This window comes from Actinacidiphila sp. bgisy160 (genome assembly GCF_965342435.1).
GTDB lineage: Bacteria > Actinomycetota > Actinomycetes > Streptomycetales > Streptomycetaceae > Actinacidiphila.
Map to the genome: position 1 here is coordinate 1 of NZ_CBDRCM010000025.1, position 26,198 is coordinate 26,198.

The following is a 26,198-nucleotide window of genomic DNA, read 5'->3' on the forward strand; positions in this document are numbered from 1 at the left end:
GTCGTCTCAGCGCTCCTTGCTCTCCGGGCCGGCGAGGCTGCGGGCGATCACCATGCGCTGGATCTGGTTGGTTCCCTCGACGATCTGCAGCACCTTGGCCTCGCGCATGTACCGCTCGACGGGGAAGTCGGCGGTGTAGCCGTAACCGCCGAGCAGCTGGACCGCGTCCATGGTCACCTGCATCGCGGCGTCCGTGCAGAACAGCTTGGCCATGGCCGCCTGCCGGGAGAACGGCCGGCCCGCGTCCCGCAGCCGGGCCGCCGCGAGGTAGAGCGCCCGGCCGGCCTCGATCTTGGTGGCCATGTCGGCGATCATGAAGCGCAGCCCCTGGAAGTCCACGACGGGACGGCCGAACTGCTGCCGTGTCATCCCGTACGCGAGCGCCTCGTCGAGGGCGGCCTGGGCGACGCCGATGGCGCAGGCAGCGATGCCGAGGCGGCCGGAGTCGAGGGCGGCCAGCGCGATGGTGAACCCCTGGCCCTCGTCCCCGACGCGGCGGCTGTCGGGGACGGTCACGCCGTCGAAGTGGACCTGGGCCGTGGGCGACCCCTTCATGCCCATCTTCTTCTCCGGGACCGCCGCGGTGAGGCCCGGCGCGTCGCCGGGCACCAGGTACGCGGTGATGCCGCGCGGGCCCTCGGCGCCGCTGCGGGCCAGTACCGTGTAGAAGTCCGCGACACCGCCGTGGGTGATCCACGCCTTGGTGCCGTCGATCCGCCACGCGTCGCCCTCCCGGGTGGCCCGGGTGCGCAGCGAGGCGGCGTCGGAGCCGGAGGAGGGCTCGGACAGGCTGTACGCGCCGAGCAAAGAGCCCCCGAGCATCGCGGGCAGGTGCTCGGTGCGCTGCTCCTTGCTTCCGAAGTGGGCGACCGCGTGACAGGCCAGGGTGTGCACGCTGACGCCGAGGCCGACGGTGAGCCGGGCCGCGGCCAGTTCCTCGAGCACCTGCAGGTACACCTCGTACGGCTGGCCACCGCCGCCGTACTCCTCCGCGTAGGGCAGTCCGAGCAGCCCCGCCTCGCCGATGAGGCGGAACACCTCGCGCGGGAAGACGCCGGCGTCCTCCTCCTCGGCCGCCCTGGGCTTGATCTCCCGCTGTGCCAGCTCGCGTACGAGCGCGAGCAGGTCGCGGGCCTCCTCGGTGGGAAGCTGTCGGTCCACCGGCTGAAGGCCGTCGTGGGACATGGCGGCACTCTCCTCCCTGTCGGGCGCTGCGGCGGCGTCCGCTCAGGGTGTGGCGGAGCTACCGGTTCGTCGACCGTCGACCGATGGTCTCCCGCCGGGTCACGGCATGGTCCGACCTGCGGCTTCGGCGCGTTGGAGTATGCCCGATCGGAGGCGTCGCAGTCACGGGGTGCCAGGCGCTCCAAGGCGTGCGCCCGCGCATTTTTTCATACCGCGCGCCTGGGAGCGGGCTTTTCACAAGGCTGTACGGGGCAATGGGCCGTTCGGGTTAGCGTCGTCACGCGCCCGGTGCGCTTGCGGGACCTGTGCGGCACATGTGCGGCCCGCGGCAGGAGTCGAGGAAAGGTGTTGCCGGTGTCCGTGTTCCCTGCGTGGGGCCCGAGGGTGGCCGCGGTGGCGGTCGTCGCGCTGGCGGTGACGGGCTGCGGCGGCCAGGACATCGAGACGGCGGGGGGTCCGGTCGCCCTGGAGCGCATCGGAGAAGCCGTCGGGTGCACCCCGCAGCTGCAGACCGACGTGCAGGAGCTGCGCCAGGGAGCGTGCACGACGGCACTCGGTGCCTATGTGATGCTCACCTTCGCCAGCGAAGCCGGCCAGAAGTCGTGGCTGGAGGAGGCGGAGCCCTACGGCGGCTCGTATCTGATCGGGGAGCGCTGGGTGGTGGAGGCCGACCCCGAGGCGCTGGAGCCGGTGCGCGAGAAACTGGGCGGCAGGGTCGAGGAGGGGGCGCACCACGGCCACTCCGCCACGTCGCCCTCGGGTCCCTCGTCCTCCGCGACCCCCATGAACCGGTAGCGGCCCCTGCGGGACGAGGCCCGGCACACGGCGGCCCGCGCCCGATGTGCCGGGCCGCCGTCGGCCGCGGGCTCGTGGGAAGGCGGGTCAGTAACGAATCAGACCTCCAGGTCGGATTCGATGCGCTTGAGCTGGTGGCGGGCCATCGCCAGGTTCGCGCGGTCCTTGTCCAGCGCGACGTAGAGGAACAGACCCTTGCCCGAACGCCCGGTCAGCAGCCGGATCATGTGGATCTGCGTGCTGAGCGTGATCAGGATGTCCTCGATGTGCTCCTTGAGGTTGAGCATCTCCATCGTGCGCATCTTGGCGCGGACGACGTCGGTGTTGCCCGCGGCCGCGACGGTCAGGTCGAGGTCCTTGGAGCCCCCGAGGGTGCCCAGGGCCATGCCACTGCCGTAGTCCACGAGAGCGACGCCCAGGACGCCCTCGATCGACGTCATTACATCCTTCAGCGCGGTCTCGGTGTTGGCCATTGCGGTCTCGCTTCCTTGTCGTTGTGTTCTCTGACGTGACGAATGCCTGGGTCCGGTGGCGGCGCGGCCGCGTCCCGTGCCCGACGGCTTGTCGGCTGATGTGCTGGGTCGTTCGGTCATCTCCGCTCCTGACGTTGGAGCGCGAGGTCGACGAGATCCTCGATCCGTCGACCGGAGCGACGGGCCTCCAGGTGCAGGCGGCCCACATTGGAGGCAGGTCCCGCCACCAGGGCGAGGGCCATGGCGCCGCCGGCGGCGTACGCGGCGATGTAGCCGCTGTCCCCCCTCACGAGCAGTTCCCGGAAGCCGCCGCGTCCGGTGGCCTCCGTGATACGGGCCGCCACGCCCAGTGCGGCGGCGGTCAGCGCGGCGACCCCCTCCGGTTCCGGCCCGCTCAGGTCGTGCGCGACGACCAGGCCGTCGACGCTGGCGACGAGACCGCCCGTCAGGTGCGGCACCCTCGCCCGCAGACTCCGGAGTTCGGACAGTACGTCGGCTTCGAGTGCCACCAGCTGTCTCCTTCCGGCGAGCTGCCGCAGAGCCTTCCTCCACGGTCGTTCGGCGGGCGCCGGGCGGGTCGGCAGGGCGCTCACAGGCGGGCCTCCAGGGCGGCACGAAGTCGTAGCAACAGGGCGACTGAGGGGTCGGAGGACAGCAGGACCGCCGGCTGCGGTCCGCCGTGGGCGTAGGGCGTGGGCGCCGCCGCCGGTGGCAGCCGCACGCGCGGCCCGGGCGCGGGGGGTGGTGGGGCGGGGGGCGGTGGCACGACCGGTGGGGGTGCGGGCGGGACGGGGGCGGGAGGCGGCGGGGCCGCGGCAGCCTGGGTGCGGACCGGCATGCTGATCCGGCCGCTCGCGGCCAGCCGGCGTACGTCCAGCAGGGTCGCGAAGGCGGAACGTCCCAGGTGCCATGCGATCTGGACGGGTGTACGGGATCCGTCCGCCGCTGCCAGCACCGCCAGCTGAGCGGGCGTGGGGGCCCTGGCCCGGCCGCCCGGTAGCTCGCCCCCGGAGCGGGGGACGACGGGGCCGGCGTCGGTGTCGTCCCACGGCCAGGCCCGCTCCAGTTGCGTCCGGCGCCGCTGCGTCTCCCTGGCCACGCGCTGGGCCGGGACCGGCAGGGAGATGGGGCCCAGCCGGGAGGTGGCACCCGGCTGGAACCGGTCGGGTTCCGAGTCGGGCAGCAGGGTGAAGTAGGCGGCGTCGAAGAGGGCCAGCAGATGGCACAGTTCGAGTTCCCCGCGGGCCACCCGCCCGGTGTCGACGAGGTGCCCGCCGACGCCGCGCCCGGCGCTCGCGGTGGTGACCGCCTCACGCCATTCGTCCGGGGAGAGCAGCCCGCAGGCCATGAGTCGTACCCCCAGGTCGGGGGCGCAGGGACTCTCGGCGTGCACGATCCCCCCGTCGCGCAGATAGACCGCCCCCGCCGATCCGTACAGCGCCCCGCTGGCCCTCGCCTCCGCGAGCCGGGCCAGCGCGGCGGTGAAGGCGTACGCGCCCACCACCCCTGCGCGCACCTGGGCCGGAGCGCCGCCGCGCGCCGGAGTGCGCCGGGGCAGACCGCGCACTGCCGGGGTGGGCCGCGCCGCCTCCGTGCCGGTCATACGAGCACCAGCCGCTCGGCGAGGGACTTGAGGCCCAGCCGGGCGACCGCCAGGTTGGCCATCGACCGGTCCAGCCACAGGTAGAGGATGACGTCGCTGTCGAAGGAGGTGTCGAGGAAGCGGATGAGGTGGTAGCTCCCCGGGGCCGTGATGATGATGTCCTCGACCGGCACCCTTCCGGACTCCTTGGCTGTGAAGGTGGCGCCCTCCACGACCGCCCGTGCCGCCTCGGTGGTGTCCGCGGCGGCCGCCTCGTGACCGTGTCCGGGCTCCTGCCCGACCGCCCCGAGGAGGAGGCCGCTGCTCCAGTCGACCACGCTCGCCCCGAGCACACCGGGAATCGCCAGCGCCTCGGAAAGGCACTCGTCTATGCCGGGCACGCGCACCCCTTCGCCGCCACTTCTGGTATATGGAACGACACGGAACGTTACTCACCCCGTACGCGAAAAAGGTGAGTTGGGGCATTTTCCGGAGGCATGTGCGGGCGACTCGCTAGGATTCGCCGCCCCTTGTGATCAGTCGGCGTAATTGTCCTCGGGACCGCCCCGTGCGATCCGCGCCAGGACCTCCAGCGCGTCGCCCAGGACCTGCGGAGACGGCGAGGCGAGGCCGATCCGCACGGCGTGCGGCGCGCTGCCGCGGCCCGCGGCGAAGGCGGCGGCCGGGGTGACGGCGATGCCCTGCCGCGCGGCGGCCGCGACGAAGGTGTCGGCCCGCCAGGGTCCCGGCAGCCGCCACCAGCAGAAGCAGGCGCGCGGATCGGCAGTGACCGAGAACCCCGCGAGGCGCTCGGCGGCGATGCGGGCCCGCGCGGCCGCGTCGCGCCGTTTGGCCGCCACCACCGCGTCCATGGCGCCGTCGGCGATCCACCGGCAGGCGGCGGCCAGCGCGAAGCCGGAGGGAGCGGCACCCGCCGAACGCAGGGCCGCGGAGAGGGGGGCGGACAGCTCCCGTGGAGTGAGCGCGACACCGACGGTGAGCCCGGGGGCGAGCCGCTTGGAGAGGCTGTCGACGAGGACCACCCGGTCGGGGGCGAACGCCGCGAGCGGCGGCGGGGCGTCGACGGCGAGGAAGCCCCAGACGGCGTCCTCGACGGCGTGCAGGCCCAGCCGGCCGAGGACGTCGGCGAGTTCGGCCCGGCGGCCTTCCGGCAAGGTGACGCCGAGCGGATTGTGCAGGGTGGGCTGGGTGTAGAGCGCCTGCAGCGGGGCGGCGCGGTGGAGTTCGGCGAGGGCGTCGGGACGTATCCCGTGCTCGTCGCAGGGAACGGGGACAAGGGCGATACCGAGCCGCGTGGCGAGCGCCTTGACCACGGGGTAGGTGAGCGCCTCCACGGCGAGCCGGCCACCGGGCGGGACGAGCGCGGCCAGGGCGGCGGCGATGGCCTGGCGTCCGTTGCCGGCGAAAAGCAGCCGCCCGGGGTCGGGGCGTGGGCCGGTGCGGGCGAGCAGCCCGGCGAAGGCGTCACGCGCGGCCGGGGTACCCGCGGCGGTCAGCGGGCGCAGCGCGGCGTCGAGGACGTCGGGTCGCTGCAGAGCGGCGAGCCCAGGGGCCAGGAGCCTCGACTGCCCCTCGGCGACGGGGTGGTTCAGCTCCAGGTCGATCCGCTGGGACGCCGGCTCGGCGAGGGCGGGTCCCGCGGCGGGCGGCGCCGCACGGACGAAGGTGCCGCGTCCCACCTCGCCCGTGACCAGGCCGCGGCGGGCGAGTTCGGCGTAGACGCGGATCGCCGTGGAGTTGGCGATGCCGTGCTGCCGTGCGAAGGCCCGCTGCGGCGCCAGCCGGTCGCCGGGGCGGAGCCGTCCGGCGGCGATGTCCGCCGCCACGGTGTCCGCGACCTTGCGGTAGTCGTCCATCGGCCTTCCCCCTTTGAGGCAATTCCCGCATTGCACCGAGAGCAAAGATCCTATTGCACCGAGCAGGGAGGGGAACCTAGCATCGCGGTCAACTCCCCTGCGGGGAGGTGACGATGCGAGGCGAGGAGATTCCCTTGGCGACGGCGGTGGTGGGCGGCGTCACGTTGGCGTACGACGACGAGGGGGACGGGCCCGGCTCCCCCCTGGTACTGGTGCACGGCCATCCCTTCGACCGCTCGATGTGGGCCCCGCAGCTCCCCGCGGCGGCGGCGGGCCGCCGGGTGATCGTGCCGGACCTGCGGGGCTACGGCGCGAGCGAGGTGGTCTCCGGGATCACCCCACTGGAGACCTTCGCCCGCGACATCGCGGCCCTGATGGACCACCTGGACGTTCCGGAGGCCGTGGTCGGCGGGCTGTCGATGGGCGGGCAGATCGTCATGGAGTTCCAGCGGCTGTTCCCCGCCCGGGTGACCGGGCTCGTGCTCGCCGACACCTTCCCCGGCGCCGAGACCGAGCAGGGGCGGCGGGCCAGGGACGCGATGGCGGACCGGCTGCTGACCGAGGGGATGTCCGGCTACGCCGACGAGGTGCTGGACCGGATGATCACACCGCACAATGCGACGGCGCTCACCGAAGTGGCCGCGCACGTCCTGCGGATGATGCGCGGCACCTCCCCCGAGGGCGCCGCGGCGGCCCTGCGCGGCCGCGCCCGACGGCGCGACTACGCGGCCGTGCTGACCGGGGTCCGGGTGCCCACGCTGATCGTGGTCGGCCGGGAGGACGTGTACACCCCCGTCGCCGAGGCCGAGGCCATGCACGCGGCCGTCCGCGGTTCGCGGCTCGTGGTCGTCGAGGGGGCCGGGCATCTGCCCAACCTGGAGCGGCCCGAGGAGTTCAACGCCGCGCTACTGCGGTTCCTCCGCGCGTGTCCCCCGGTGCCGTCGCGTCCCTAGGTCGTGGTGTCCACCAGGGAGAGCGAGTGCAGGCGGTCGGGCGGGCCGGGTCTGGCGTAGTACCAGCCCTGCGCGGTGTCGCAGCCCAGCGCCCGCAGGTGCTCGGCCTGGGTGCCGGTCTCCACGCCCTCCACCGTCACCGAGAGCCCGAGGGTGTGCGCCAGGTCGACGACGATCTCCACGATCTTGACGTCCACCGGGTCGGCCGGCTGCTGCTGCATGCCGCGGGTGAAGGAGCGGTCGAGCTTGAGCGTGGTGATGGGCAGCCGGCGCAGCGAGGCGAGGTTGGAGTAGCCGGTGCCGAAGTCGTCGAGGGCGATGGCCATGCCGAGTTCGGCGAATTCCCGCAGCGGGCGCATCAGTTCCTCGTCGGCGCCGATGAAGGCGCTCTCGGTGACCTCCAGGCACAGCGCGGTCGGCTCCAGCCCGGCGTCCTTGATCACCGCGAGGGTCTCCGGGACGAGGCCGGGGTGGCCGAGCTGGGCCGGTGAGAGGTTGACGTTGATCCGCAGCGGATGGCCGTCGCTGCGCGGGAACTGCCAGTCCCGCGCCTGCCAGGCGGCCTGCTGCAGCACCCAGTGGCCGAGCGGCACGATCAGCCCGGTGCTCTCGGCGAGCGGGATGAACTGGTCGGGACCGAGGATCCCGTGCACCGGATGACACCAGCGCACCAGCGCCTCGGCGCCGCGGACGCTGCCGTCGCCGAGCCGGACCAGCGGCTGGTACTCGATGAAGAACTCGCCGCGCTCCAGGGCCGTCGGCAGCCGGTTGGTCAGCCCGTGCCGTGTGATGGCGCGTGCGTCGGAGTCGGGGTCGGCCAGTTCGAAGCGGTTGCCGCCCGCGGCCTTGGCCCGGTACATCGTGATGTCGGCGCTGCGCAGCACCTCGGCGGGGCCCAGGGAGCCGGCCTGGCCCTCGACGATGCCGATGCTGCACCGCACGGTCAGCTCGCGGCCGTCCACCCGGATGGGGTCGGCCAGCGCGGCCAGGATCAGGTCGGCGAGGCCCGTGATGTCCGCGCGGCTGGCGGGGTTGACGACCAGGGCGGCGAACTCGTCGCCGCCGATGCGGGCCACGAGCTGGTCGGGGGTGGTGACGCAGGCCTGAAGGCGTTCGGCGACGGCGACCAGGAGCCGGTCGCCGACGGCGTGGCCGAGACTGTCGTTGACGTCCTTGAAGCCGTCGAGGTCGAGGTAGCAGACGCCGACGCCCATGCCGTCGGAGGCGTTCAGCGTCTGCTCCAGGCGCTCGAAGAAGAGGTTGCGGTTGGCCAGGCCGGTGAGCGCGTCGTGGGTGGCCTCGTACCGCAGACGCTCGCTGAGCAGGCGCTCCTCGGTGATGTCCTCCATCAGCGCGAGCATGTACTGCGGGGTCCCGGCGGGATCGCGCAGCAGGGAGACCGTCAGGTTGGTCCACAGGGCGCTGCCGTCCGGCCGGTGGTAGGCCTTCTCGATGCGGTAGTGGTCGCGCTCGCCCCGGTTGAGCTGGCGCTGCAGTTCCCAGACCTCGGGGGCGTCGTCCGGGTGCACCCAGTCGTAGACGTTCTTGCTCCGGATGTGGCGTTCCAGGCCGCCGAACATGGCGGTGAGGGCGTCGTTGACGTCAAGGATGCGGCCGTCCATGTCGGCGATGCCGATGCCTATGGAGGCGCCCTGGAAGACGGCCCGGAAGCGGACCTCGCTCTCGTGCAACGCCTGTTCGATGGCGGCCCGGGCGGCGAGCGCCGCGCGGGACAGCGCCTCCTGCTCGGTCCGCGTGCGTTCCTGCAGGGCGCGGGCGTACCCGGCGGCCACCCAGTGCTGCAGGCGGTTGCAGCGGGTGCGGCTCTCCTCGGGCGGCATGGCGGGGCCGGGCGGGCAGTACAGCAGCAGGTAGGCGTCGACGACGTCGAGGATACGGGCCAGCGCCTCGGGGTCGGTGCAGTGCGCGGCCACGAGCGCGGCACCGATCTCCTGGGCGGGACGGGGGTCGAAAGGCTGCGCGCGCAGGGTGGCGTTGAGGCGAGCGGCGAGCGGGAGCAGGTACTCCTCGAACTCGCCGCGCGTCATGGAGGTGGCGGTGGCCGGGTAGATCGCCCGGCTCCAGATGATCGCGAAGCGCCGTAGGCTGTCGACGGGCTCCGGCTCCGGGCCGGGTTCTCTGGTCACCGTCACGCCTTGCGGCCGACGCCCGCGAAGCCGCTGAAGACAACCGGGTCCGGCGCGTCGTCGTCCGTGCCGTCGGGACGCCACAACGGCGGGGAGACAAGGCCGGGTTCGACGAGGTCGAAACCGTCGAAGAAGCGCCCCACCTCGGCCCGCGACCGCATGATCAGCGGCGAGCTCGCGCTGCGGTAGACGTTCTCGACCCGCTCCCCCTCCTCGGGTCTGCGCGGACCTCCCTCGACCGAGGCGTGGGTGACGACCAGCAGGCTGCCGGGGGCGATGGCATCGCGCAGCTCGGCCACGGCCTTGGCCGGTTCGTCGGCGTCCTCGAGGAAGTGCAGGACCGCGACGAGCAGCAGGGTGACCGGGCGCTCCAGGTCGATGAGGTCGCGCACCTCCGCGCTGTCCAGGATGTCGCGGGGGGAGCGCAGGTCGGCGGCGACGATCGCGGCGTCCTCGCTGCCCTCCAGCACGGCGCGGCTGTGGGCGACGGCGACCGGGTCGTGGTCGACGTAGACGACGTGGGCGCCGGGACTGGCCGCCTGGGCGACCTCGTGGACGTTGCCGAAGGTGGGGATGCCGGAGCCGACGTCGAGGAACTGGGTGATGCCCTGGTCGACGGAGTAGCGCACTGCCCTGCGCATGAACGCCCGGTTGGCCTGCATGATCTTCGGGAGCCCCGGGAAGGCCTCGATGGCCCGCCGTCCCGCCTCCCGGTCGACCTCGAAGTTGTGCGAGCCGCCTAGGTAGTAGTCGTAGATGCGGGACACGCTCGGCACGGAAAGATCGATCCCATGAGGGGCCCAGGCAGGACGCTCCATCAACGGCTCCAGCTCGTCGGCGATCAGGACGCGTGGTCGTGGACACGACCATGTGCGTCAGAGGCTACTGATCGACCGTTCGAGAGGAAACATGAAATGGAAATATTCGATCCGTTTTCGGTCACAGACCAAAGGCATGTGCCCTGTTCCCCGAGAGAGGGGAACAGGGCACACCCTAGCGCCGGATGACGGTAGAACAGTTGATCAGACGTTGACGCCGTGGGCGCGGAGGTACGCCAGCGGGTCCATGTCGGAGCCGAAGTCGGGCGTGGTGCGCACCTCGAAGTGCAGGTGCGGACCGGTCACGTTGCCGGTGGCGCCCGACAGGCCGAGCTGCTGGCCGACGGAGACCGTCTGGCCGGCCGAGACCGACAGCGAGGACAGGTGGGCGTACTGGGAGTACCGGCCGTCGGCGTGCTTGACGACGACCTGGTTGCCGTACGAGCCGCCCCAGCCCGCGGAGACCACGGTGCCGCCGGCGATCGACTTCACCTTGGTGCCGGTGGAGGCGATGAAGTCGACACCGGTGTGGTAGCCCTTGGACCACATGGCGCCGGCCCGGTGGTAGGCGGTGCCCAGGGTGACGCGGTCGAGCGGGGCGGTGTAGCCGGAGGTGCTGGCGGCCTTGACGGCGGCCGGGGCGAACTTCGCGGCCTTGGGCGCGGTCTTGGCGGCGGCCTTCTCACCCAGGGACAGGACCTGGCCCGGGTAGATCAGGTTCGGGTTGCCGCCGATGACGGACTTGTTGTTCACGTACAGCTTCTGCCATCCGCCGTCGACCGACTGGGCGTCAGCGATCTTGGAGAGGGTGTCGCCGCCGGCGACCTTGTAGGAGCCGCCGGCGCTCTTCGGCGCCTCGGCCTTCTTGGCGGGGGCAGCGGGCTTCGCGGCGGGCTTCGCGGCCGACTTCGCGGCGGCGACGGAGGCGCTCGCCGGGGTCGCCGACGGGTTGGCCATCGCCTTGGTCAGACCGGCCTTGGGGCCGCACACGGGCCAGGCCTGCGGGCCCTGGGTCGCCAAAACCTTCTCAGCGACGGCGATCTGCTCGGCCTTGGTCGCGAGGTCGGCACGCGGGGCGTACTTCGTGCCACCGAAGCCGGCCCAGGTGCTCTGGGTGAACTGCAGGCCGCCGTAGAAGCCGTTACCGGTGTTGATGGACCAGTTGTTGGTGCTCTCACAGGCCGCGACCTTGTCCCACACGCTCACGGGAGCGGCGTGGGCACCGGTGGCGCCGACGATCGGGAGCGCCACCGCGGCGCCGGTGGTGCCGGCCAGGGCGCTGATACGGGTGATGCGGGTGTTCCGCGGACGACGGTGCTTTCCCTTACCGGGCATGCCGAATTCCTCTCCGACGCCTGCGAGGTAAGCTGTCGGGTTCGGACTGGAGATGCCCGGCCGCGATTGGGCATGCCAAATAAAGGCACGTCGCTGCGACTTCACCCCTAGCCGTCCCGAGACCAACGGGAACGGCAACTACCTGGGTCCCCCGCTCCTGCCGTGCGGTCTTGTCATCCGGCGTCCGGGCAGCGGCAGGACTAGGCGTTCCACCCGGAAGAATCTCGCAGGAATTGGTCCTGCGAGATCTGGAAGCTAAACGACGGAATCGTTCGGGAGCAAGGAGCGGAATCACGCCACCCGACGGACCGCAAGTCGATCAACAGCTTCTGTGACTTTACGTGAGAAGTGTCCGCTCTGCGTAGGCGAAAAATTGGCGCACGGTAATCGCGCGATATCGTACGGTTAAATCCGGTGGAGAAATTAGACGCTGCGTCGCCTAGGGCTCCCGCCGCGTATTCGGCACGTGACACCCATCACGCATCGATTCGCTATGCATGCACTGTGGGTGCATATGTCCGGTTAGATACCTCAATGCCGGATAAAGCAGGAGGCGTACCGCTCCAACCCGCCCCCGACCACGCCGTCCTGAGGACCCACCCGCAGGAACACCCTCTGAGCCAACCACCGAGCGCATCCCCCGATTCCCGGATGCGCCGCTCCGGCGCGGTCCGCGGTGTGGCGTGCGCCACAACCGCCCCTGCGGCGGGGCGAGAAGAGGGCACTGACGAGCGCCGCCGTCCGGAAGACGGACGTGACAGCGCCGATTGGGCGAAGGTAGCCTCCCAATCCCGCACATTTCCTCACATCGCCCGGGAGCCCTCGCGTGCCCTACCTCGCCGCCGACGACCGCTACGCCTCGATGGAATACCGCAGGACCGGGCGCAGCGGGGTCCTGCTGCCCGTCGTGTCCCTCGGCCTGTGGCACAACTTCGGCGACACCTCGCCGCTGGAGAAGCAGCGCGCGGTGCTGCGCCGCGCCGTCGACCGTGGCGTGGTCCACATCGACCTGGCCAACAACTACGGCCCGCCCGCCGGCTCGGCCGAGGCCAACTTCGGCACGATCTTCGCCCAGGACCTCCGCCCGTACCGCCACGAGCTCTTCATCGCCACCAAGGCGGGGTACGACATGTGGCCCGGCCCGTACGGCGAGTGGGGCAGCCGCAAGTACCTGCTCTCCTCCCTCGACCAGTCCCTGGGCCGCATGGGCCTGGACCACGTGGACGTCTTCTACTCGCACCGCTTCGACCCGGACACGCCCCTGGAGGAGACCATGGGCGCCCTGGACTCCGCGGTCCGCCAGGGCAAGGCCCTGTACGCCGGCATCTCCAACTACCCCGCCGAGGCGCACCGCCGGGCGACGGAGATCCTGCGCGATCTGGGCACCCCGCTGCTGATCCACCAGGCCGCCTACAGCATCCTCCAGCGCGACCCGGAGGCCGGCGTCCTCGACGCCGTCGGCGACACCGGCACCGCCCTCATCGCCTACTCGCCGCTCGCCCAGGGCCAGCTCACCGACCGCTACCTCGAGGGTGTGCCGGCCGACTCCCGGATGGCGCTCGGCCACTTCCTCAAGCGCGACGCCCTGACCGAGCAGAAGCTCACCTTCCTGCACGCGCTCGACAAGCTCGCCGGCGAGCGCGGCCAGACCCTGGCCCAGCTGGCCCTGACCTGGGTGCTGCGCGACCCGCGGGTCGTCTCCGTCCTCATCGGCGCGAGCAGCGTCGCCCAGCTCGACCAGAACCTCGCCGCCCTCGACGCGGGCCCGCTCGGCCCGGACGAGCTGGCCGAGATCGACCGGCTCTCGGCCGAGGCGGGCGTCCGCATCCCCTGACGACCGCCCCGCACGCGCGAATGGGCCGGCCCCCGTCGAGGGCCGGCCCATTCCCGTCGGTGTCGGGACTCAGGCGAGACGGGCCTGCAGGGCGGCACGGACGCCGGCCCACTCGTCAGCGAGGATCGAGTAGTACGCGCTGTCGCGGACGGTGCCGTCCACGGCGCGGGTGTGGGCGCGGCGCACCCCCTCGAAGCGGCCGCCGATGCGCTCGATCGCCGCCCGGGAGCGCGCGTTGCGCGCGTCCGTCTTCAGGGTGACGCGCAACACAGCCCACACGTCGAACGCATGGGTGAGCAGCAGCAGTTTCGCCTCGGTGTTGCAAGGGGTGCGCTGGGCGGAAGCGGCGAGCCAGGTGCTGCCGATCTCGGCGACGGTGGGCACGGCACCGCCGCGGGGCACGGAGCGGCCCGCGGGCCAGGCGGGGGTGGCCGTCCAGTAGTCGAGGTCGAGGAACCGGGTGGAGCCGATGAGGGCGTCGCGCCGGACGTCCCGTACGGCGAAGGGCAGCGCGGCCCCGGTCGCCTGGTCCTGGAGGGCCTCCTCCACATAGCGCGCCATGGCCTCACGTTCGGCCGGCACCTTGGTGTAGGCGTAGGTGTCGCGGGATTCGGTGGCGGCGCGCAGCAGCCCGTCCGTGTGCCGGGCGCTCAGCGGCTCCAGGCGGACGTGCTCGCCTTCCAAGATCACGGGTTCGGGCATGCCCCGGATGGTGGTGTCCGGCCGGGTCACCCGTCAAGCGCGTTTCCGCGGGGCGCGTCGGAGGCCGGGGGCCGCGGATGCGAAAATGGCCTCATGAACAGCAACGACGTGTTCTTCGACATCACGATCGACGGCGAGCCCGCCGGGCGGATCGTGTTCACCCTGTTCGACGACGTGGTCCCCAAGACCGCGCGGAACTTCCGTGAGCTCGCCACCGGCGAGCACGGCTTCGGTTACGAGGGCTCGCACTTCCACCGCGTGATCCCCGACTTCATGCTCCAGGGAGGCGACTTCACCGCCGGCAACGGCACCGGTGGCAAGAGCATCTACGGTGCGAAGTTCGCCGACGAGAACTTCCAGCTCAAGCACACCAAGCCCGGCCAGCTCTCCATGGCCAACGCGGGCCCGAACACCAACGGCTCGCAGTTCTTCATCACCACGATCGTCACCGACTGGCTCGACGGCAAGCACGTGGTCTTCGGCGAGGTCGTCGAGGGCATGGACGTCGTCAAGAAGATCGAGTCCCTCGGCTCCCGCACCGGCGCCACCAGCGCCCGCGTCGAGATCGCCAAGTCCGGCACGATCGGCTGACCCCGGTTCCACGGAAGCGGCCCGGCACCGGAGCTCCCGGTGCCGGGCCGCCGTGTCACCGGGGTCAGCCGAAGGCCTTGACCGCCTGGTAGTAGGTCCAGGCGGTGCTGTTGCAGGCGGTCGCGGTGGCGCCGCCGTAGTTGGCGCAGATGCGCTTGAGGTCCTCGTAGAAGGCGCTGTCGAGGCGGCTCTTGTTGGCGGAGAAGCTGCCCATCGCCTTGTAGTTGCGGTAGCCGAAGTCGTGCCGGGCGCAGGAGTTCTGGAACGGGAAGCCGAAGGGGTTGTCCGGGGAGCTGCTGCAGTAGTCGGTGGACCAGTCGAAGCCATAGGCCGCCCAGGCGCTCTGGTTGCCGCGGGCGGACCACCAGGCGTTGTAGCTGGAGGCGCTGGTCTGGGTCCAACTGGCGAGCACCTGGGCCTTGTCGGCGGGCGCGGCCTGGGCGGGGACGGTGAAGACGACGGTGGCGACGGCGGCGACGGCGGTGGCGGCGAAGCCGGTCGTGATTCGGCGCATGGGGACTCCAGTCACTGACAGGCGCGATGTGACGCGCGGGCATGGCGGTGCAACCGGATGCGGAACCGAACGGGTGGTACTGGTGTGCGAGGCCAGGATGGGGCCGCGAGGGTCTATGCGAGTAGATGCCGGACGGCAAAAATTACATGAACATGACGACGTGCCGTCGGCGACGAACGTCGACGGCACGTCAAGTGGCTGACACCGTTGCCTGGTTCACTTCCCCGTGGAACCCGCGGAGCCCGCGGGCCGCGCCCTCCCCTACGGGGCGTCAGGCGCCGGGGGTGCGCGGCCGGTCCCCGGACTCCCCCCGCCCCGACTCCGCACGCTCCCACCGCGGATGATGGCGGCGCGCCCATTCCGGTGTGACGAACCCGGTGCGCATCCCCAGCCGCGCCTGCGGGTCGCCCGCCGCCATCCACAGGTGTCCCGCGACCACCGCGGCCACCGCCAGCGCCAGCCAGTCGTGCACGAAGGTCGCACCGGTGCGCCACACCACGCCGCTCAGGTGCGGGAACATCATCAGCAGCCCGGTGCCGAGCATGACGAGCACCGCGCCCGCGGCAAAGGACGCGTACAGCTTCTGCCCCGCGTTGAACTTGCCCGCCGCACGCCGCTCGTGGGGCACGCGGCGCAGCGCGTCGCGCAGCCAGCCCCGGTCATACGGCGCGAACCGGTTGAGCAGCCGCAGGTCGTGCCGGAAGGCGCGGGAGGCGAGGCCGGCGAGGGCGGGCAGCGGCAGGGCGATGCCGGACCACTCGTGGACGGTGACCACCAGTCGCCTGCGGCCCACGAGTTCGGCGAGCGGGGGCAGGTAGAGGGCCGCCGCCGTGCAGAGGCAGACGAGCATCAGGACGGCCGTGGAGCGGTGCACCCAGCGCTCGCCACGGGTGAACCGGCGCACGGTCTCAGGACGTGGGGTCATCGTGGCGTCCGTTCGAGCGGCCGACCCAGGCGTCGACGTCATAGCCGTAGTGCTCCCAGTAACCGGGCCGCACGTCCCGGGTGACCTCGATGCCCGAGAGCCACTTGGCGGACTTGTAGAAGTACATGGGTGCCACGTAGAGCCGCACGGGGCCGCCGTGGGCCGCGGTGACCGGCTTGTCCTGCATCCTCAGGGCGACCAGGACGTCGTCCCTGCGGGCCTGTTCGAGGGTGAGGCTCTCGCTGTAGACCCCGTCGAAGCAGGTGAAGCGGACGGCGCCGGCACCCTCCCGCACACCGGCGAGGTCGAGGAGGTGGGACAGCCGCACCCCCTCGAAGGGCGTCCCGGGCACGCGCCACCCCGTCACGCACTGCACGTCGCGCACCAGCCGGGTCTGCGGCATCGCCCGCAGGTCGGCGAGGGTGTGGGCGGCCTTCCGGTCGACGAGGCCGGAGACGGTGAGGCGGTAGTCGGTCGCGTCCCGGCGGGGAACGGAGTTCGCCACGTTGTAGATGCGGAAGCCACCGCCCCCGGGAAGCAGCCCGCTGAGCCCGGTCGGGTCCTTGCCCGCCACCTGTGAGAGCGCCGAGTCCAGGCCGTCCTGGGCGCGGCTGCCGAGCGCCACCCCCAGGGCCCCCAGCCCGAGCATCCCCAGCACCACGCGCCGGCCGACCGGCGTGCCCTTGCCGTCCATGCGTCTCACGGTAATCCCGCGCGACGCGGTTGCGGAGCGCCGGGGTGGCACGTAAGCAAGACGTAAGGGGTCCGGCCCCGGATCAGCCGATCTCCAGACCCGCGTAGTTCTCGGCGAGTTCGGCCGCCGCGTGCGGGGACGCGGCGATCCGGTCGAGCTGGGAGATCTGCAGCCGGGTGTCGAAGTCGCTCTGCGCCGGGTCGGTGTGCAGGGTCGTGGTCATGAACCAGGAGAAGTGCTCGGCGCGCCACACCCGCCGCAGACAGGTGTCGGAGTAGGCGTCGAGCAGGGCGGTGGAGCCGGTCTCCTTCAGGAGGACCAGGGCACGGGCCAGGACGATGACGTCGGCGGCGGCCAGGTTGAGGCCCTTGGCTCCGGTGGGCGGCACGATGTGCGCGGCGTCGCCCGCGAGCAGGACGCGGCCCCAGCGCATCGGCTCGGTCACGAAGCTGCGCATCGGCAGCACGGCCTTGGAGGTGACGGGTCCGCGCTCGATCCGCCAGTCCCCTTCGACGGCGAAGCGGGCGTCCAGTTCGTCCCAGATCCGCTCGTCGGACCAGTCGGCGGGATCGGTGCCGTTGGGCACCTGCAGGTAGAGCCGGCTGACCTGGGCGGAGCGCATGCTGTGCAGCGCGAAGCCGCGGGGTGAGTGGGCGTAGATCAACTCGTCGCAGGACGGCGGGACGTCGGCAAGGATCCCCAGCCACGAGAAGGGGTAGACCCGCTCGTACGTCCGCCGGGCGGGCTCCGGCACCGCCGCACGCGTCACACCGTGGAAGCCGTCGCAGCCGACGACGTAGTCGCAGGTGAGCGTCTTCTCGCGGCCTTCGTGGCGGTAACGGATCACGGGGCGGTCCGTGTCGGCCCCCTCGACCGCCCGGGCATGGGCGCCGAACAGCAACGGAGCACCGTCCTCGACCTGGAGGGCGATCAGGTCCTTGACAACCTCGGTCTGAGCGTAGACCCATACGCGCCGGCCGCCGGTGAGGGCCGGGAAGTCCACCCGGTGGGAGCGGCGGTTCCACCGCAGTTCGATGCCGTCGTGGGCCAGACCCTCGCGGTCCAGGCGCTCGCCCGCGCCGGACGAGCGCAGCACGTCGACCGTGCCCTGTTCCAGGATCCCGGCACGCTGGCGCTGCTCGACGTAGTCGCGTTCACGCCGCTCCAGGACGACGCAGTCGATGCCGGAGTTGTGGAGCAGACGGGCCAGCAGGAGGCCGGCGGGGCCGCCGCCGATGATGCCGACGGTGGTGTGTCGCTGCATGTGTTCTCCTACTCCGCTTCTTCCTCGAGGACTCGGTTCGCGACGGCGAACGCGGCGTTGGCCGCGGGAACGCCGCAGTAGACGGCGGACTGGAGCAGGACCTCCTGGATCTCCTCCCAGGTCAGGCCGTTGTGCCGGGCGGCGCGCACGTGCATCGCCAGTTCGTCGAGGTGGCCGCGGGCCACCAGGGCGGTGAGGGTGACGCAGCTGCGGGTCCCGCGGCTCAGGCCCGGCCTGGTCCAGATCTCGCCCCACGCGTAGCGGGTGATGAAGTCCTGGAAGGGGGCGGTGAAGGCGGTGGTGCGGGCGATCGCCCGGTCGACGTGCGCGTCCCCGAGCACGGCGCGGCGGACGGCCATGCCCTCGGTGTGGCGGGCGCCGTCGTCGGCGGACGGCTCGGTCGCGAAGTGCTGCAGGAGCGCCGCGAGGACGGGCGCCGGACGTTCGACGCCGGCCAGGTGGGCGGCGCGCGCCACCTCGGTCAGGCTCGCCCCGGGGATGCCGTCGGCGAGGACGCGGGCGTCCGCGACCGGGGTCGCCGGGTCGCCTCGGCCCGCGACAACGAGGGTGGGCACGGAGATCCGGGCCAGGTCGGCGCGTACGTCGAAGGCGGCGAGGGCCTCGCAGAGGGTGGCGTACGACTCCGGGTCGGCGGCGCGCAGGTCGTCCAGGAGGGCGCCGGCGGCGGGCTCGTCGGCGAACTCCGGGGTGAACCAGCGGGCGGCCGCGGTGTCGGCGACGGGCCCGGTGCCCTTCGCCCTGACCAGGGCGGCGCGTTCCCGCCAGGGGTCCGGGGCGCCGAAGTCGGCGGAGGAGCAGACGATCGCGAGCGCGGCGACCCGTTCGGGGTGGTGGATCGCGAGCCAGGTCCCCACGGCGCCGCCGAGGGAGATGCCGGCGTAGGCGAAGCGTTCGGCGCCGAGCGCGTCGGCGAGGGCCAGCACCGAGTGGGCCAGGTCCTCGACCGTGCCGTCCTCCGGCAGCAGCGAGGCGGGGCTGCCGCCGTGGCCCGGCAGGTCCCAGCGGATGACCCGGTGGCCGCGGGCGAGGGCCGGGACCAGCGGGTCCCACACGGCGAGCGAGGTGCCCAGGCTCGGGCCGAGGATCAGCGGCGGCAGGCCCGGAGCGCCGTCCACCCGGTGGTGCGGCAGTCGCGGCTCCACGGCCTCGTACGGCGTGTTCATGCGGGCTCCTCGCGGATGGTGCTGACAAGTGAGTGCGGCGGTGTCCCGGCGTCCTTTCGCGGCCCGGCAGCCGGGCGGCTCCGAAGACGGCCCCCGACAAGGGTTACCCCGGCCGGCCCGGGTCACGGAAGGGGGCGAGGGAGGTCACGGGGACGTCGCCGCGGGGCCGGGGCGGCGCAGGGCCCGGTCGACGAGCGCACCGGCGGAGCCCGTGTAGCGGGTGGGGTCGGTGAGTTCCCGGAGGCGTCCTTCGGGGAGGAGGCCATCGAGGGCCGGGTCCGCGGCGAGGGCGTCGTCGAGCGCGATCCCCTCCTCGGCGACGCGCCTGGAAGCACGTGCGAGGGCGGACTTGGCCTCGCCGCGGCCCATGAAAGCGGTCAGGGCCGCGGCGAGACGTTCGGTGACCACCAGACCCCCGGTGCTGCCGAGGTTCTCGCGCATCCGCTGCGGGTGGACGCGCAGGCCCGCCGCGAGTTCGGCGGCTTCCCGGGCGGCGCCCCCGACGAGGCGCAGGGCCTCGCGCAGGGGCTGCCATTCGGCGTGCCAGGCGCCTGCCGGGCGTTCGTCATCGGCGGCCAGGGAGCCGTACAGGACGGCGGCGAGCGCCGGCACCTGGCGGGCCGCGGCGGCGATGAGGGTGGCGCGGACGGGGTTGGCCTTGTGAGGCATGGCCGAGGAACCACCGCCGGCGCCTTCGGTGACCTCGCCGATCTCGGTGCGCGACAGCACCAGCACGTCGGCGGCGACCTTGCCCAGCGCTCCCGCCGCGCAGGCGAGTGCCCCGGCGAGGTCGGCCACGGGCGTCCGCAGGGTGTGCCAGGGCAGCACCGGCTCGGCCAGTCCCGTCTCGGCGGCGTAGGCGGCCAGGAGCCGTGGGCCGGCGTCGCTCCTGCCGGAGGCGGCGCCGTCCGCCTCGGCGAAGGCGCCGAACGCGGCGAGTGTGCCCGCGGCGCCGCCCAGCTGCGCGGGCAGGTCGCCGCGGACTGCGGTCAGCCGGTCGTGCGCGTCGAGGATGAGGGAGCGCCAGCCGGCCGCCTTGAGTCCGAAGGTGGTGGGGACGGCGTGCTGCGTCAGGGTGCGTCCCGCCAACGGAGTGTCGCGGTGCTCCGCGGCGAGCCGCCCGAACGCCGCGGCCGCGGCCGCGAGGTCGTCCAGGACGGGGCGCAGCGCACGGGACGCGACGAGCATCGCCGCGGTGTCCAGGACGTCCTGGCTGGTGGCGCCGCGGTGCACATAGGGTGCGGCCTTCGCGTCCCGCTTCCTGGTGGCCTCGGTCAGGTCGGCCACCAGGGGGATCACCGGGTTGCCGCCGGACCGGGCGCGCAGTGCGAGGTCGCGGGCGTCGAACCGGCCGGGCTCGGCCGCGGCGGCGGTCACCGCGGCCGCCGCGGAGGCCGGCGCGAGCCCGAGCGCGGCCTGCGCCCGGATCAGCGCGGCCTCGGCGTCGAGCATGCCCCGGACGAAGGCGGCGTCCCCGGTCGCCTCCTCCGCGGCCGATCCGGCCCGCACCGGTGAGAGCAGGCCGACGTCCGCTCCGGGGTCAGTCGAATGCAAGGAAGACCGTCTCCTCATGGACCCCGTCGTACTGGAGCCGGACGTCGAAGCGGTGGACGCGCTCGCCCTCCGGAGTGGCGACCAGGGTGGCGCGCCGCACCGGCTCCAGGGAGCCGAGCAGCGGGTCGCCCTCGACGTCGCCGAGGTAGACCCGGGTGTGCAGGTGGTGGAGCAGACCGCGGGCGAAGACGATGAGCGACAGGTACGGGACGCCGCCGGGCGGGAGCGTGCGGATCACGTAGTGCCCGTCCGCGTCGGTGGCGATGCGCCCGAAGCCGGTGAAGACCAGTCCGTCGCGCCCCAGTACCGCGCCGGAGACCGGGTCGCGGCGCAGCGAACCGGGGGCGCCGTGGCGGGAGCCGTCCGGGGCGGGCTGCCAGACCTCGATCAGCGCGTCGGGCACGGGCTGCCCCGCTCCGTCGTAGACCCAGCCGTGGACGGTGACGGTGTCCGGGTGCCCGGCGGGGGCGAGGTCGCCGCCCTTGGGGAACGGCAGCGCGTGGCCGTAGAAGGGGCCCACGGTCTGCGACGGGGTGGGTGCCAGGAAGGTCATCGGCCCTCCTCGATCCAGGTGGCGGCCGGGCCGTCCAGGACGATGTCCCAGCGGTAGCCGAGCGACCGTTCGGGAAGGGACAGGTCGTGGTCGTACGTCGCGACCAGCCGCTGCCGGGCGGAGTCGTCGGTGACGGACTGCAGGATCGGGTCGTAGGCGAGGAGCGGGTCCCCGGGGAAGTACATCTGGGTGACCAGGCGCTGGGTGAACGCCGGGCCGAACAGCGAGAAGTGGATGTGGGCCGGGCGCCAGGCGCCCTGGTGGTTGCGCCAGGGATAGGCACCGGGCTTGATGGTGACGAACTCGTAGGAGCCGTCGTCCCCTGTCAGGGTGCGGCCGACGCCCGTGAAGTTGGGGTCCAGCGGGGCGGGGTGATCGTCGCGCTGGTGGGCGTAGCGGCCGGAGGCGTTGGCCTGCCAGATCTCGACGAGCTGGCCCCGCACGGGCCGGCCCGCGCGGTCCAGGACGCGGCCGGTGACCGTGATGCGTTCGCCCAGCGGCTCGGCCTGGTGCTGCCGCGTCAGGTCGTGGTCGAGGGCGGTGACGTCGGTGACGCCGAAGACCGGGCCCGAGAGCTCGGCGGCCTCGGGATCCCCGGCGGCCGATCCCGCCGCCACGGACAGCCGCTTGGGGTGCCGCAGGACGCTGCTGCGGTAGGGGGCGTAGGCCCGGTCGGGGTGGTGCCGGACGGCGCCGCCGTCGGCGAGGCGCCTGGCGTAGGCAGCGCGCTCGTCGGCGATCTCGGCGGAGATCTCGCCCTGGGTGGAGGGGCTGCTCATGCGGGGTCCCCTACCTTTCCAGGACGAGGGCGAGGCCCTGGCCGACACCGATGCACAGGGCGGCGAGGCCGGTACCCGAGCCCGCGGCCGCGAGCTGGTGGGCGACGGCGCCCGCGATGCGGGCGCCGGAGGCGCCGAGCGGATGGCCGACGGCGATGGCGCCACCGCGCGGGTTGACGATCGAGGGGTCGAGTTCGGGCCATCCGGCCAGGCAGCCGAGCACCTGCGCCGCGAAGGCCTCGTTCAGCTCGACGGTATGCAGGTCGCCGAAACCCTTGCCGGCCTTGGTCAGTGCCCTGCGGACGGCCTCGACCGGGGCGAGGCCGAAGTAGTCGGGCTCGATGCCGGTCACGGCGGAAGCGCGGATGCGGGCCAGCGGCTCGCGTCCGGTGGCCTTCAGTCCCTCCTCGTCGACGAGGAGCAGGGCCGCCGCCCCGTCGTTGAGGGGCGAGGAGTTACCCGCGGTGACGGTGCCGCCGTCCTTGCGGAAGGCGGGCCTGAGCCGGGCGAGCGCCTCCATGGAGGTGTTGTCGCGGATCGTCTCGTCCCGCGGCAGGTCCACTCCGTCGACCGGGACGACCTCGGCTTCGTACAGGCCGTCCTTCCAGGCGCGGGCCGCCTTCTCGTGGCTGGCGACCGCGTAGGCGTCCTGCTGCTCCCTGGTGATGCCGTGCCGGTCGGCGATCAGCTCGGCGCTCTCACCGAGCGGGATGGTCCACCGCGGGTCCATCCTCGGGTTGACCATGCGCCAGCCGAGGGTGGTGGAGTACAGCTCCTGGTGGCCCGCCGGGAAGGCGCGTTCCGGCTTGGGCAGCACCCATGGGGCGCGGCTCATGGATTCCACACCGCCGGCGACGGCGACGGAGACGTCGCCGACGGCCACGGCGCGGGCGGCCTGGATCACGGCCTCCATCCCGGAGCCGCAGAGCCGGTTGACCGTGGTGCCGGGCACGGTGACGGGCAGCCCGGCGAGCAGTGCGGCCATCCTGGCGACGTTGCGGTTGTCCTCGCCGGCGGCGTTGGCGTCCCCGAAGAAGACGTCGTCGATCCGGGCCGGGTCGAGGTCGGGCGTGCGCGCCACCAGCGAGGCCACCACGTGCGCCGCAAGGTCGTCGGGACGCACCCCTGACAGGGCGCCGCCGTACTTGCCGACCGGGGTACGGATGGCATCGACGACGTAGACCTCACGCAGTTGCCCGCTCATCGGGCGCTCCTTTCTGCGGCGACGGCGACGTGCACCGGAGCCGCGGTCTTCTCCAGGATCTCCTCCGTGGTGACCCCGGGCGCGGTCTCCACGAGGACGAGTCCCCCCTCGGTGACGTCGAGGACGCCCAGGTCGGTGATGATCCGGTCCACACAGGCCTTCCCGGTGAGCGGCAGTGCGCACTCCCGGAGGATCTTGGGGCTGCCGTCCTTGGCGGTGTGGGTCATGGTGACGATGACCCGGCGCGCGCCGTGCACCAGGTCCATGGCGCCGCCGATGCCGGTGACGAGCTTGCCGGGGATCGCCCAGTTGGCCAGGTCGCCGCGGGCGGAGACCTGCATGGCGCCGAGCACGGCGGTGTCGATGTGCCCGCCGCGGATCATCCCGAAGGACAGCGCGGAGTCGAAGAAGGCGGCGCCGGGCAGGACGGTGACGGTCTCCTTGCCGGCGTTGATCAGGTCGGGGTCGACGTCCTCCTCGTACGGGAAGGGGCCGGTGCCGAGGATGCCGTTCTCGGACTCCAGGACGACCTCGACGCCCGCGGGGAGGTGGTTGGGGATCAGCGTCGGCAGGCCGATGCCGAGGTTGACGTACTCGCCGTCGCGCAGTTCCCGGGCCGCGCGGGCGGCCATCTCGTCGCGTGTCCAGGCCATCAGGCCCGCACCTCCCTGGCCGTGACCGTACGGAATTCGATCTTCTTGTCGGCGGCCTGCTCAGGGGTGAGCGCCACCACGCGCTGGACGAAGATGCCGGGCAGGTGCACCTGGTCGGGGTCGAGCGCGCCGGGCTCGACGAGTTCCTCGACCTCGGCGACGGTGATCCGGCCGGCCATCGCGGCGAGCGGGTTGAAGTTGCGGGAGGACTTGTTGAAGACGAGGTTCCCGTGGCGGTCGCCCTTGGCCGCGCGGACCAGGGCGAAGTCGGTGGTGATGCCGCGCTCCAGGACGTACTCGGCGCCGTCGAAGGCGCGCACCTCCTTCGGCGGGGAGGCCAGCGCCACGCCGCCGTCCCCGTCGTAGCGCCAGGGCAGGCCGCCCTCGGCGACCTGGGTGCCGACGCCGGCCGGGGTGTAGAAGGCGGGGATGCCGCAGCCGCCGGCGCGCAGCCGCTCGGCCAGGGTGCCCTGCGGGATCAGTTCGAGCTCCAGCTCGCCGGCCAGGTACTGGCGGGCGAACTCCTTGTTCGCCCCGATGTAGCTGCCGGTGACGCGGGCGATGCGGCGCGCGGCGAGCAGGACGGCGAGGCCCGAGTCGAGGGCGCCGCAGTTGTTGGAGACGACGGCGAGACCGCCGACCCCGGCGTCGTACACGGCCTGGATCAGCGTGTTCGGCACGCCGCTCAGGCCGAAGCCGCCGACCGCCAGCGACGCTCCGTCCTGGACGTCCGCTACGGCCTCAGCGGCCGAGGCGACCACCTTGTCCATTCTGCGCCACCTTCTTGTTCGCCTGGTGAACTTAAGTTCACAATTTTTGCCACCCGAGTCTGATCCCCGGGCGCCCGCTGTGTCAACGTTGCGGGGCGGTACGGTTTCGACGACCTTTCGCCATGCTGGAGTGCTGATGACACCGCTGACCACCGCGACCGCTCCCCCGCCGCGGGAGGCCGTCGGCCCCCTGGTCCGGGGGCTGGCGGTGCTGCGCGAGCTGGCCGCGGCCGACGGCCGGCGCTCGGTCGGCGACCTCGTGCGCGCCACCGGTCTGGCGCGGTCCACGGTGGACCGGGTGGTCAGCACGCTCGTCCGCACCGGGTATCTGCGGGTCGAGGGCCGGGACGCCGTCCTCGCCCCCCGGCTGATGGAGATCGGCAACGCCTACCTCGCCGCCAGCCGCTTCCCCGACCTGCTGGGACCGCTCGCCGAAGCCCTCGCGGACGGTCTGGACGAGTCCGTGTCCATCGCCGTGCCGGACGGCGACGGGGTCCGCTTCGTCCACCAGGCGACCCGGCGCCGCGCGATGTCCCTGACCTTCCGCATCGGTGACCAGCTGCCGGCCGAACGCGGCGCCCCCGGGGCGCTGTTCGCCGGCGACTGGGACGACGCGGACTGGCAGCGCTGGCACCGGCGCCGCGCGGCGGACCCGCTGGACACCGGCTTCCCCGCGCTGCCGCGCGGGCGCGGGGAAGCCGCCGCCTCCTTCCAGGAGCGGGTCGCCGCCGCCCGCGCCCACGGCTGGTCGGTGGACGACCAGCTGATCGAGCCGGGACTGCTCGCCATCGCCGTGCCCGTACGGGACACCGCCGGGCAGCCGGTGTGCGCGGTGAGCGTGGTCAGCCACACCAGCAGGCACAGCGCCGACTCGCTGCGCGAGGCCGTGCTGCCCCGGCTGCGGGAGACGGTCGCGGCCATGGAGGACGCCCTCGCACGGCCCGCCGACGTGGCCGCCCCCTCCCCCGCCGGTGCTTCGCCCGCCGCCTGGACACGGGCCTCCAAGCAGGAACTCGGGCCTGAGTTCGTGGAGTCCCTGGCCCGCGGGCTGGCCGTGCTCACCGCCTTCGGCGAGGGCCGGGCCGAACTCCCGCTCACCGCCGTAGCCGAGGCCACCGGGCTGGCCCGCGCCACCGCGCGGCGCTCCCTGATCACCCTGGAGCACCTGGGCTACGTCGCCTCCGAGGACCGCCTCTTCCGGCTCACGCCGCACGTGCTGGAGCTGGGCTGCGCCCACCTGTCACGGCTGACGCTCCCCGAGATCGCCCAGCCCCATCTGATCGAACTGGTGGAGGCGGTGCACGACTCCGCGTCGATGGCGGTGCTGTCCGGCGAGGACATCCAGTACGTGGCGCGCGTCCCGACCGTCCGCATCATGAGTGTCAACATCACGGTCGGCACCCGCTTCCCCGCGTACGCGACCGCGATGGGGCGCGTTCTGCTGGCGGGACTGCCCGAGCGTGAGCGCGAGGCGCACCTCGCGCGCACCGACTTCACGCGGCTGACCCGGTACACCGTCACGGACGCACCGCGCCTGGCCCATGTCCTCGGCCAGGTCGCCGCCGAGGGGCACGCCCTGGTCAGCGAGGAACTGGAGGAGGGTCTGCGGTCCATCGCCGTCCCCGTCCGAGACCGCGGCGGCCGGGTGGTGGCCGCGATCAACGTCTCCATGCACGCCAGCCGCCGCTCCGTGGAGGTGTCCCGCTCCGAACTGCTGCCACCGCTCCGGGAGGCGGCCGCGCGCATCGGCGACGACCTCTGCGTGGTCGGCCGTTACGCGCGCGTACCGGCCGGCTGAGGGGGCCTGTGGAC

Annotated in this window: 26 protein-coding genes and 1 riboswitch; of the genes, 5 read left to right on the forward strand and 21 right to left on the reverse strand. The window is 72.8% G+C overall.

The features are described 5' to 3' along the window. Positions 1-6: 6 nt before the first annotated feature. Positions 7-1,185, reverse strand: coding sequence for an acyl-CoA dehydrogenase family protein (locus ACRWNP_RS20245; protein ID WP_431963296.1), 1,179 nt, complete (start codon positions 1,183-1,185; stop codon positions 7-9). 354 nt (positions 1,186-1,539) lie between these two features. On the opposite strand from ACRWNP_RS20245, the gene ACRWNP_RS20250 reads away from it, so the two are divergent. Continuing rightward, complete coding sequence (locus tag ACRWNP_RS20250; RefSeq protein WP_431963298.1) at positions 1,540-1,980, forward strand: hypothetical protein; 441 nt, start codon at positions 1,540-1,542, stop codon at positions 1,978-1,980. Positions 1,981-2,078: 98 nt separating this feature from the next. On the opposite strand, the gene ACRWNP_RS20255 is transcribed toward ACRWNP_RS20250, so the two are convergent. The 5 genes from ACRWNP_RS20255 to ACRWNP_RS20275 form a co-directional block, all read right to left on the reverse strand. Next, on the reverse strand, positions 2,079-2,453 hold the full coding sequence (locus ACRWNP_RS20255; RefSeq protein ID WP_431963300.1) for a hypothetical protein: 375 nt from the start codon (positions 2,451-2,453) through the stop codon (positions 2,079-2,081). 116 nt (positions 2,454-2,569) lie between these two features. After that, positions 2,570-2,962: a roadblock/LC7 domain-containing protein gene (locus tag ACRWNP_RS20260; RefSeq protein WP_431963302.1), complete on the reverse strand. Its 393-nt coding sequence runs from the start codon at positions 2,960-2,962 to the stop codon at positions 2,570-2,572. A gap of 80 nt (positions 2,963-3,042) precedes the next feature. Further along, entirely contained in the window at positions 3,043-4,056 is a 1,014-nt protein-coding gene (locus ACRWNP_RS20265) for a transcriptional regulator (protein ID WP_431963304.1), read from the reverse strand. Further along, positions 4,053-4,436, reverse strand: coding sequence for a hypothetical protein (locus tag ACRWNP_RS20270; RefSeq protein WP_431963306.1), 384 nt, complete (start codon positions 4,434-4,436; stop codon positions 4,053-4,055). Before ACRWNP_RS20270 ends, ACRWNP_RS20265 begins: the two co-directional genes overlap by 4 nt. Positions 4,437-4,571: 135 nt before the next feature. Beyond that, entirely contained in the window at positions 4,572-5,912 is a 1,341-nt protein-coding gene (locus ACRWNP_RS20275) for a PLP-dependent aminotransferase family protein (protein ID WP_431963308.1), read from the reverse strand. A gap of 134 nt (positions 5,913-6,046) precedes the next feature. On the opposite strand from ACRWNP_RS20275, the gene ACRWNP_RS20280 reads away from it, so the two are divergent. Further along, positions 6,047-6,865: an alpha/beta fold hydrolase gene (locus tag ACRWNP_RS20280; protein WP_431963310.1), complete on the forward strand. Its 819-nt coding sequence runs from the start codon at positions 6,047-6,049 to the stop codon at positions 6,863-6,865. On the opposite strand, the gene ACRWNP_RS20285 is transcribed toward ACRWNP_RS20280, so the two are convergent. The 3 genes from ACRWNP_RS20285 to ACRWNP_RS20295 form a co-directional block, all read right to left on the reverse strand. Continuing rightward, on the reverse strand, positions 6,862-9,018 hold the full coding sequence (locus ACRWNP_RS20285; RefSeq protein WP_431963312.1) for a putative bifunctional diguanylate cyclase/phosphodiesterase: 2,157 nt from the start codon (positions 9,016-9,018) through the stop codon (positions 6,862-6,864). The two genes, ACRWNP_RS20280 and ACRWNP_RS20285, sit on opposite strands and share 4 nt — an antisense overlap. Further along, entirely contained in the window at positions 9,015-9,830 is an 816-nt protein-coding gene (locus tag ACRWNP_RS20290; protein ID WP_431963314.1) for an SAM-dependent methyltransferase, read from the reverse strand. Before ACRWNP_RS20290 ends, ACRWNP_RS20285 begins: the two co-directional genes overlap by 4 nt. A 204-nt stretch (positions 9,831-10,034) precedes the next feature. After that, positions 10,035-11,165, reverse strand: a complete 1,131-nt coding sequence (locus tag ACRWNP_RS20295) for a transglycosylase family protein (protein WP_431963316.1) — start codon at positions 11,163-11,165, stop codon at positions 10,035-10,037. A gap of 2 nt (positions 11,166-11,167) precedes the next feature. Next, a riboswitch (cyclic di-AMP (ydaO/yuaA leader) is annotated at positions 11,168-11,358 on the reverse strand. Between the two features lie 633 nt (positions 11,359-11,991). Between ACRWNP_RS20295 and ACRWNP_RS20300 the strand changes: the two genes are divergently transcribed. After that, positions 11,992-12,999, forward strand: coding sequence for an aldo/keto reductase (locus tag ACRWNP_RS20300; protein ID WP_431963318.1), 1,008 nt, complete (start codon positions 11,992-11,994; stop codon positions 12,997-12,999). Positions 13,000-13,068: 69 nt separating this feature from the next. Here ACRWNP_RS20300 and ACRWNP_RS20305 read toward each other — a convergent pair whose 3' ends face one another. Continuing rightward, positions 13,069-13,701: a GNAT family N-acetyltransferase gene (locus ACRWNP_RS20305; protein ID WP_431963320.1), complete on the reverse strand. Its 633-nt coding sequence runs from the start codon at positions 13,699-13,701 to the stop codon at positions 13,069-13,071. 93 nt (positions 13,702-13,794) lie between these two features. Between ACRWNP_RS20305 and ACRWNP_RS20310 the strand changes: the two genes are divergently transcribed. Beyond that, positions 13,795-14,292: a peptidylprolyl isomerase gene (locus tag ACRWNP_RS20310; RefSeq protein ID WP_431963322.1), complete on the forward strand. Its 498-nt coding sequence runs from the start codon at positions 13,795-13,797 to the stop codon at positions 14,290-14,292. Positions 14,293-14,356: 64 nt separating this feature from the next. Here ACRWNP_RS20310 and ACRWNP_RS20315 read toward each other — a convergent pair whose 3' ends face one another. The 11 genes from ACRWNP_RS20315 to ACRWNP_RS20365 form a co-directional block, all read right to left on the reverse strand. Next, complete coding sequence (locus ACRWNP_RS20315) at positions 14,357-14,806, reverse strand: phospholipase (protein ID WP_431963324.1); 450 nt, start codon at positions 14,804-14,806, stop codon at positions 14,357-14,359. 271 nt (positions 14,807-15,077) lie between these two features. Then, positions 15,078-15,731 (reverse strand): cytochrome b/b6 domain-containing protein, encoded by a 654-nt coding sequence (locus tag ACRWNP_RS20320; protein ID WP_431963326.1) that lies wholly within the window; start codon positions 15,729-15,731, stop codon positions 15,078-15,080. Continuing rightward, positions 15,715-16,425: a molybdopterin-dependent oxidoreductase gene (locus ACRWNP_RS20325; protein WP_431963328.1), complete on the reverse strand. Its 711-nt coding sequence runs from the start codon at positions 16,423-16,425 to the stop codon at positions 15,715-15,717. Before ACRWNP_RS20325 ends, ACRWNP_RS20320 begins: the two co-directional genes overlap by 17 nt. Positions 16,426-16,507: 82 nt before the next feature. Then, a complete protein-coding gene (locus tag ACRWNP_RS20330; protein WP_431963330.1) occupies positions 16,508-17,689 on the reverse strand; it encodes a 4-hydroxybenzoate 3-monooxygenase in 1,182 nt (393 codons plus the stop codon). 8 nt (positions 17,690-17,697) lie between these two features. Continuing rightward, entirely contained in the window at positions 17,698-18,873 is a 1,176-nt protein-coding gene (pcaC, locus tag ACRWNP_RS20335; protein ID WP_431963332.1) for a 4-carboxymuconolactone decarboxylase, read from the reverse strand. Positions 18,874-19,017: 144 nt separating this feature from the next. Beyond that, positions 19,018-20,445 carry a 3-carboxy-cis,cis-muconate cycloisomerase gene (gene pcaB, locus ACRWNP_RS20340; RefSeq protein ID WP_431963334.1) on the reverse strand — a complete coding sequence of 476 codons (1,428 nt, stop codon included), beginning with the start codon at positions 20,443-20,445 and terminating at the stop codon, positions 19,018-19,020. Beyond that, complete coding sequence (pcaG, locus tag ACRWNP_RS20345) at positions 20,414-20,980, reverse strand: protocatechuate 3,4-dioxygenase subunit alpha (protein WP_431963336.1); 567 nt, start codon at positions 20,978-20,980, stop codon at positions 20,414-20,416. Before pcaG ends, pcaB begins: the two co-directional genes overlap by 32 nt. Continuing rightward, positions 20,977-21,759, reverse strand: coding sequence for a protocatechuate 3,4-dioxygenase subunit beta (gene pcaH / locus ACRWNP_RS20350; RefSeq protein WP_431963338.1), 783 nt, complete (start codon positions 21,757-21,759; stop codon positions 20,977-20,979). Before pcaH ends, pcaG begins: the two co-directional genes overlap by 4 nt. A gap of 10 nt (positions 21,760-21,769) precedes the next feature. Then, entirely contained in the window at positions 21,770-22,963 is a 1,194-nt protein-coding gene (locus tag ACRWNP_RS20355; RefSeq protein ID WP_431963340.1) for a thiolase family protein, read from the reverse strand. Beyond that, positions 22,960-23,616 (reverse strand): CoA transferase subunit B, encoded by a 657-nt coding sequence (locus ACRWNP_RS20360; RefSeq protein WP_431963342.1) that lies wholly within the window; start codon positions 23,614-23,616, stop codon positions 22,960-22,962. Before ACRWNP_RS20360 ends, ACRWNP_RS20355 begins: the two co-directional genes overlap by 4 nt. Next, a complete protein-coding gene (locus ACRWNP_RS20365; protein ID WP_431963344.1) occupies positions 23,616-24,386 on the reverse strand; it encodes a CoA transferase subunit A in 771 nt (256 codons plus the stop codon). The genes ACRWNP_RS20360 and ACRWNP_RS20365 overlap by 1 nt, the downstream gene beginning before the upstream one ends. A gap of 136 nt (positions 24,387-24,522) precedes the next feature. On the opposite strand from ACRWNP_RS20365, the gene ACRWNP_RS20370 reads away from it, so the two are divergent. Then, entirely contained in the window at positions 24,523-26,184 is a 1,662-nt protein-coding gene (locus tag ACRWNP_RS20370; protein WP_431963346.1) for an IclR family transcriptional regulator domain-containing protein, read from the forward strand. Positions 26,185-26,198: the final 14 nt, after the last annotated feature.

Bases quoted from the DNA above. Each gene is read 5' to 3' on its own strand.
- ACRWNP_RS20245 (WP_431963296.1), bottom strand. From the start codon at position 1,185: ATGTCCCACGACGGCCTTCAGCCGGTGGACCGACAGCTTCCCACCGAG.
- ACRWNP_RS20255 (WP_431963300.1), bottom strand. From the start codon at position 2,453: ATGGCCAACACCGAGACCGCGCTGAAGGATGTAATGACGTCGATCGAG.
- ACRWNP_RS20265 (WP_431963304.1), bottom strand. From the start codon at position 4,056: ATGACCGGCACGGAGGCGGCGCGGCCCACCCCGGCAGTGCGCGGTCTG.
- ACRWNP_RS20275 (WP_431963308.1), bottom strand. From the start codon at position 5,912: ATGGACGACTACCGCAAGGTCGCGGACACCGTGGCGGCGGACATCGCC.
- ACRWNP_RS20290 (WP_431963314.1), bottom strand. From the start codon at position 9,830: ATGGAGCGTCCTGCCTGGGCCCCTCATGGGATCGATCTTTCCGTGCCG.
- ACRWNP_RS20295 (WP_431963316.1), bottom strand. From the start codon at position 11,165: ATGCCCGGTAAGGGAAAGCACCGTCGTCCGCGGAACACCCGCATCACC.
- ACRWNP_RS20305 (WP_431963320.1), bottom strand. From the start codon at position 13,701: ATGCCCGAACCCGTGATCTTGGAAGGCGAGCACGTCCGCCTGGAGCCG.
- ACRWNP_RS20310 (WP_431963322.1), top strand. From the start codon at position 13,795: ATGAACAGCAACGACGTGTTCTTCGACATCACGATCGACGGCGAGCCC.
- ACRWNP_RS20315 (WP_431963324.1), bottom strand. From the start codon at position 14,806: ATGCGCCGAATCACGACCGGCTTCGCCGCCACCGCCGTCGCCGCCGTC.
- ACRWNP_RS20320 (WP_431963326.1), bottom strand. From the start codon at position 15,731: ATGACCCCACGTCCTGAGACCGTGCGCCGGTTCACCCGTGGCGAGCGC.
- ACRWNP_RS20325 (WP_431963328.1), bottom strand. From the start codon at position 16,425: ATGGACGGCAAGGGCACGCCGGTCGGCCGGCGCGTGGTGCTGGGGATG.
- ACRWNP_RS20330 (WP_431963330.1), bottom strand. From the start codon at position 17,689: ATGCAGCGACACACCACCGTCGGCATCATCGGCGGCGGCCCCGCCGGC.
- pcaC (WP_431963332.1), bottom strand. From the start codon at position 18,873: ATGAACACGCCGTACGAGGCCGTGGAGCCGCGACTGCCGCACCACCGG.
- pcaB (WP_431963334.1), bottom strand. From the start codon at position 20,445: ATGAGGAGACGGTCTTCCTTGCATTCGACTGACCCCGGAGCGGACGTC.
- pcaG (WP_431963336.1), bottom strand. From the start codon at position 20,980: ATGACCTTCCTGGCACCCACCCCGTCGCAGACCGTGGGCCCCTTCTAC.
- pcaH (WP_431963338.1), bottom strand. From the start codon at position 21,759: ATGAGCAGCCCCTCCACCCAGGGCGAGATCTCCGCCGAGATCGCCGAC.
- ACRWNP_RS20355 (WP_431963340.1), bottom strand. From the start codon at position 22,963: ATGAGCGGGCAACTGCGTGAGGTCTACGTCGTCGATGCCATCCGTACC.
- ACRWNP_RS20360 (WP_431963342.1), bottom strand. From the start codon at position 23,616: ATGGCCTGGACACGCGACGAGATGGCCGCCCGCGCGGCCCGGGAACTG.
- ACRWNP_RS20365 (WP_431963344.1), bottom strand. From the start codon at position 24,386: ATGGACAAGGTGGTCGCCTCGGCCGCTGAGGCCGTAGCGGACGTCCAG.
- ACRWNP_RS20370 (WP_431963346.1), top strand. From the start codon at position 24,523: ATGACACCGCTGACCACCGCGACCGCTCCCCCGCCGCGGGAGGCCGTC.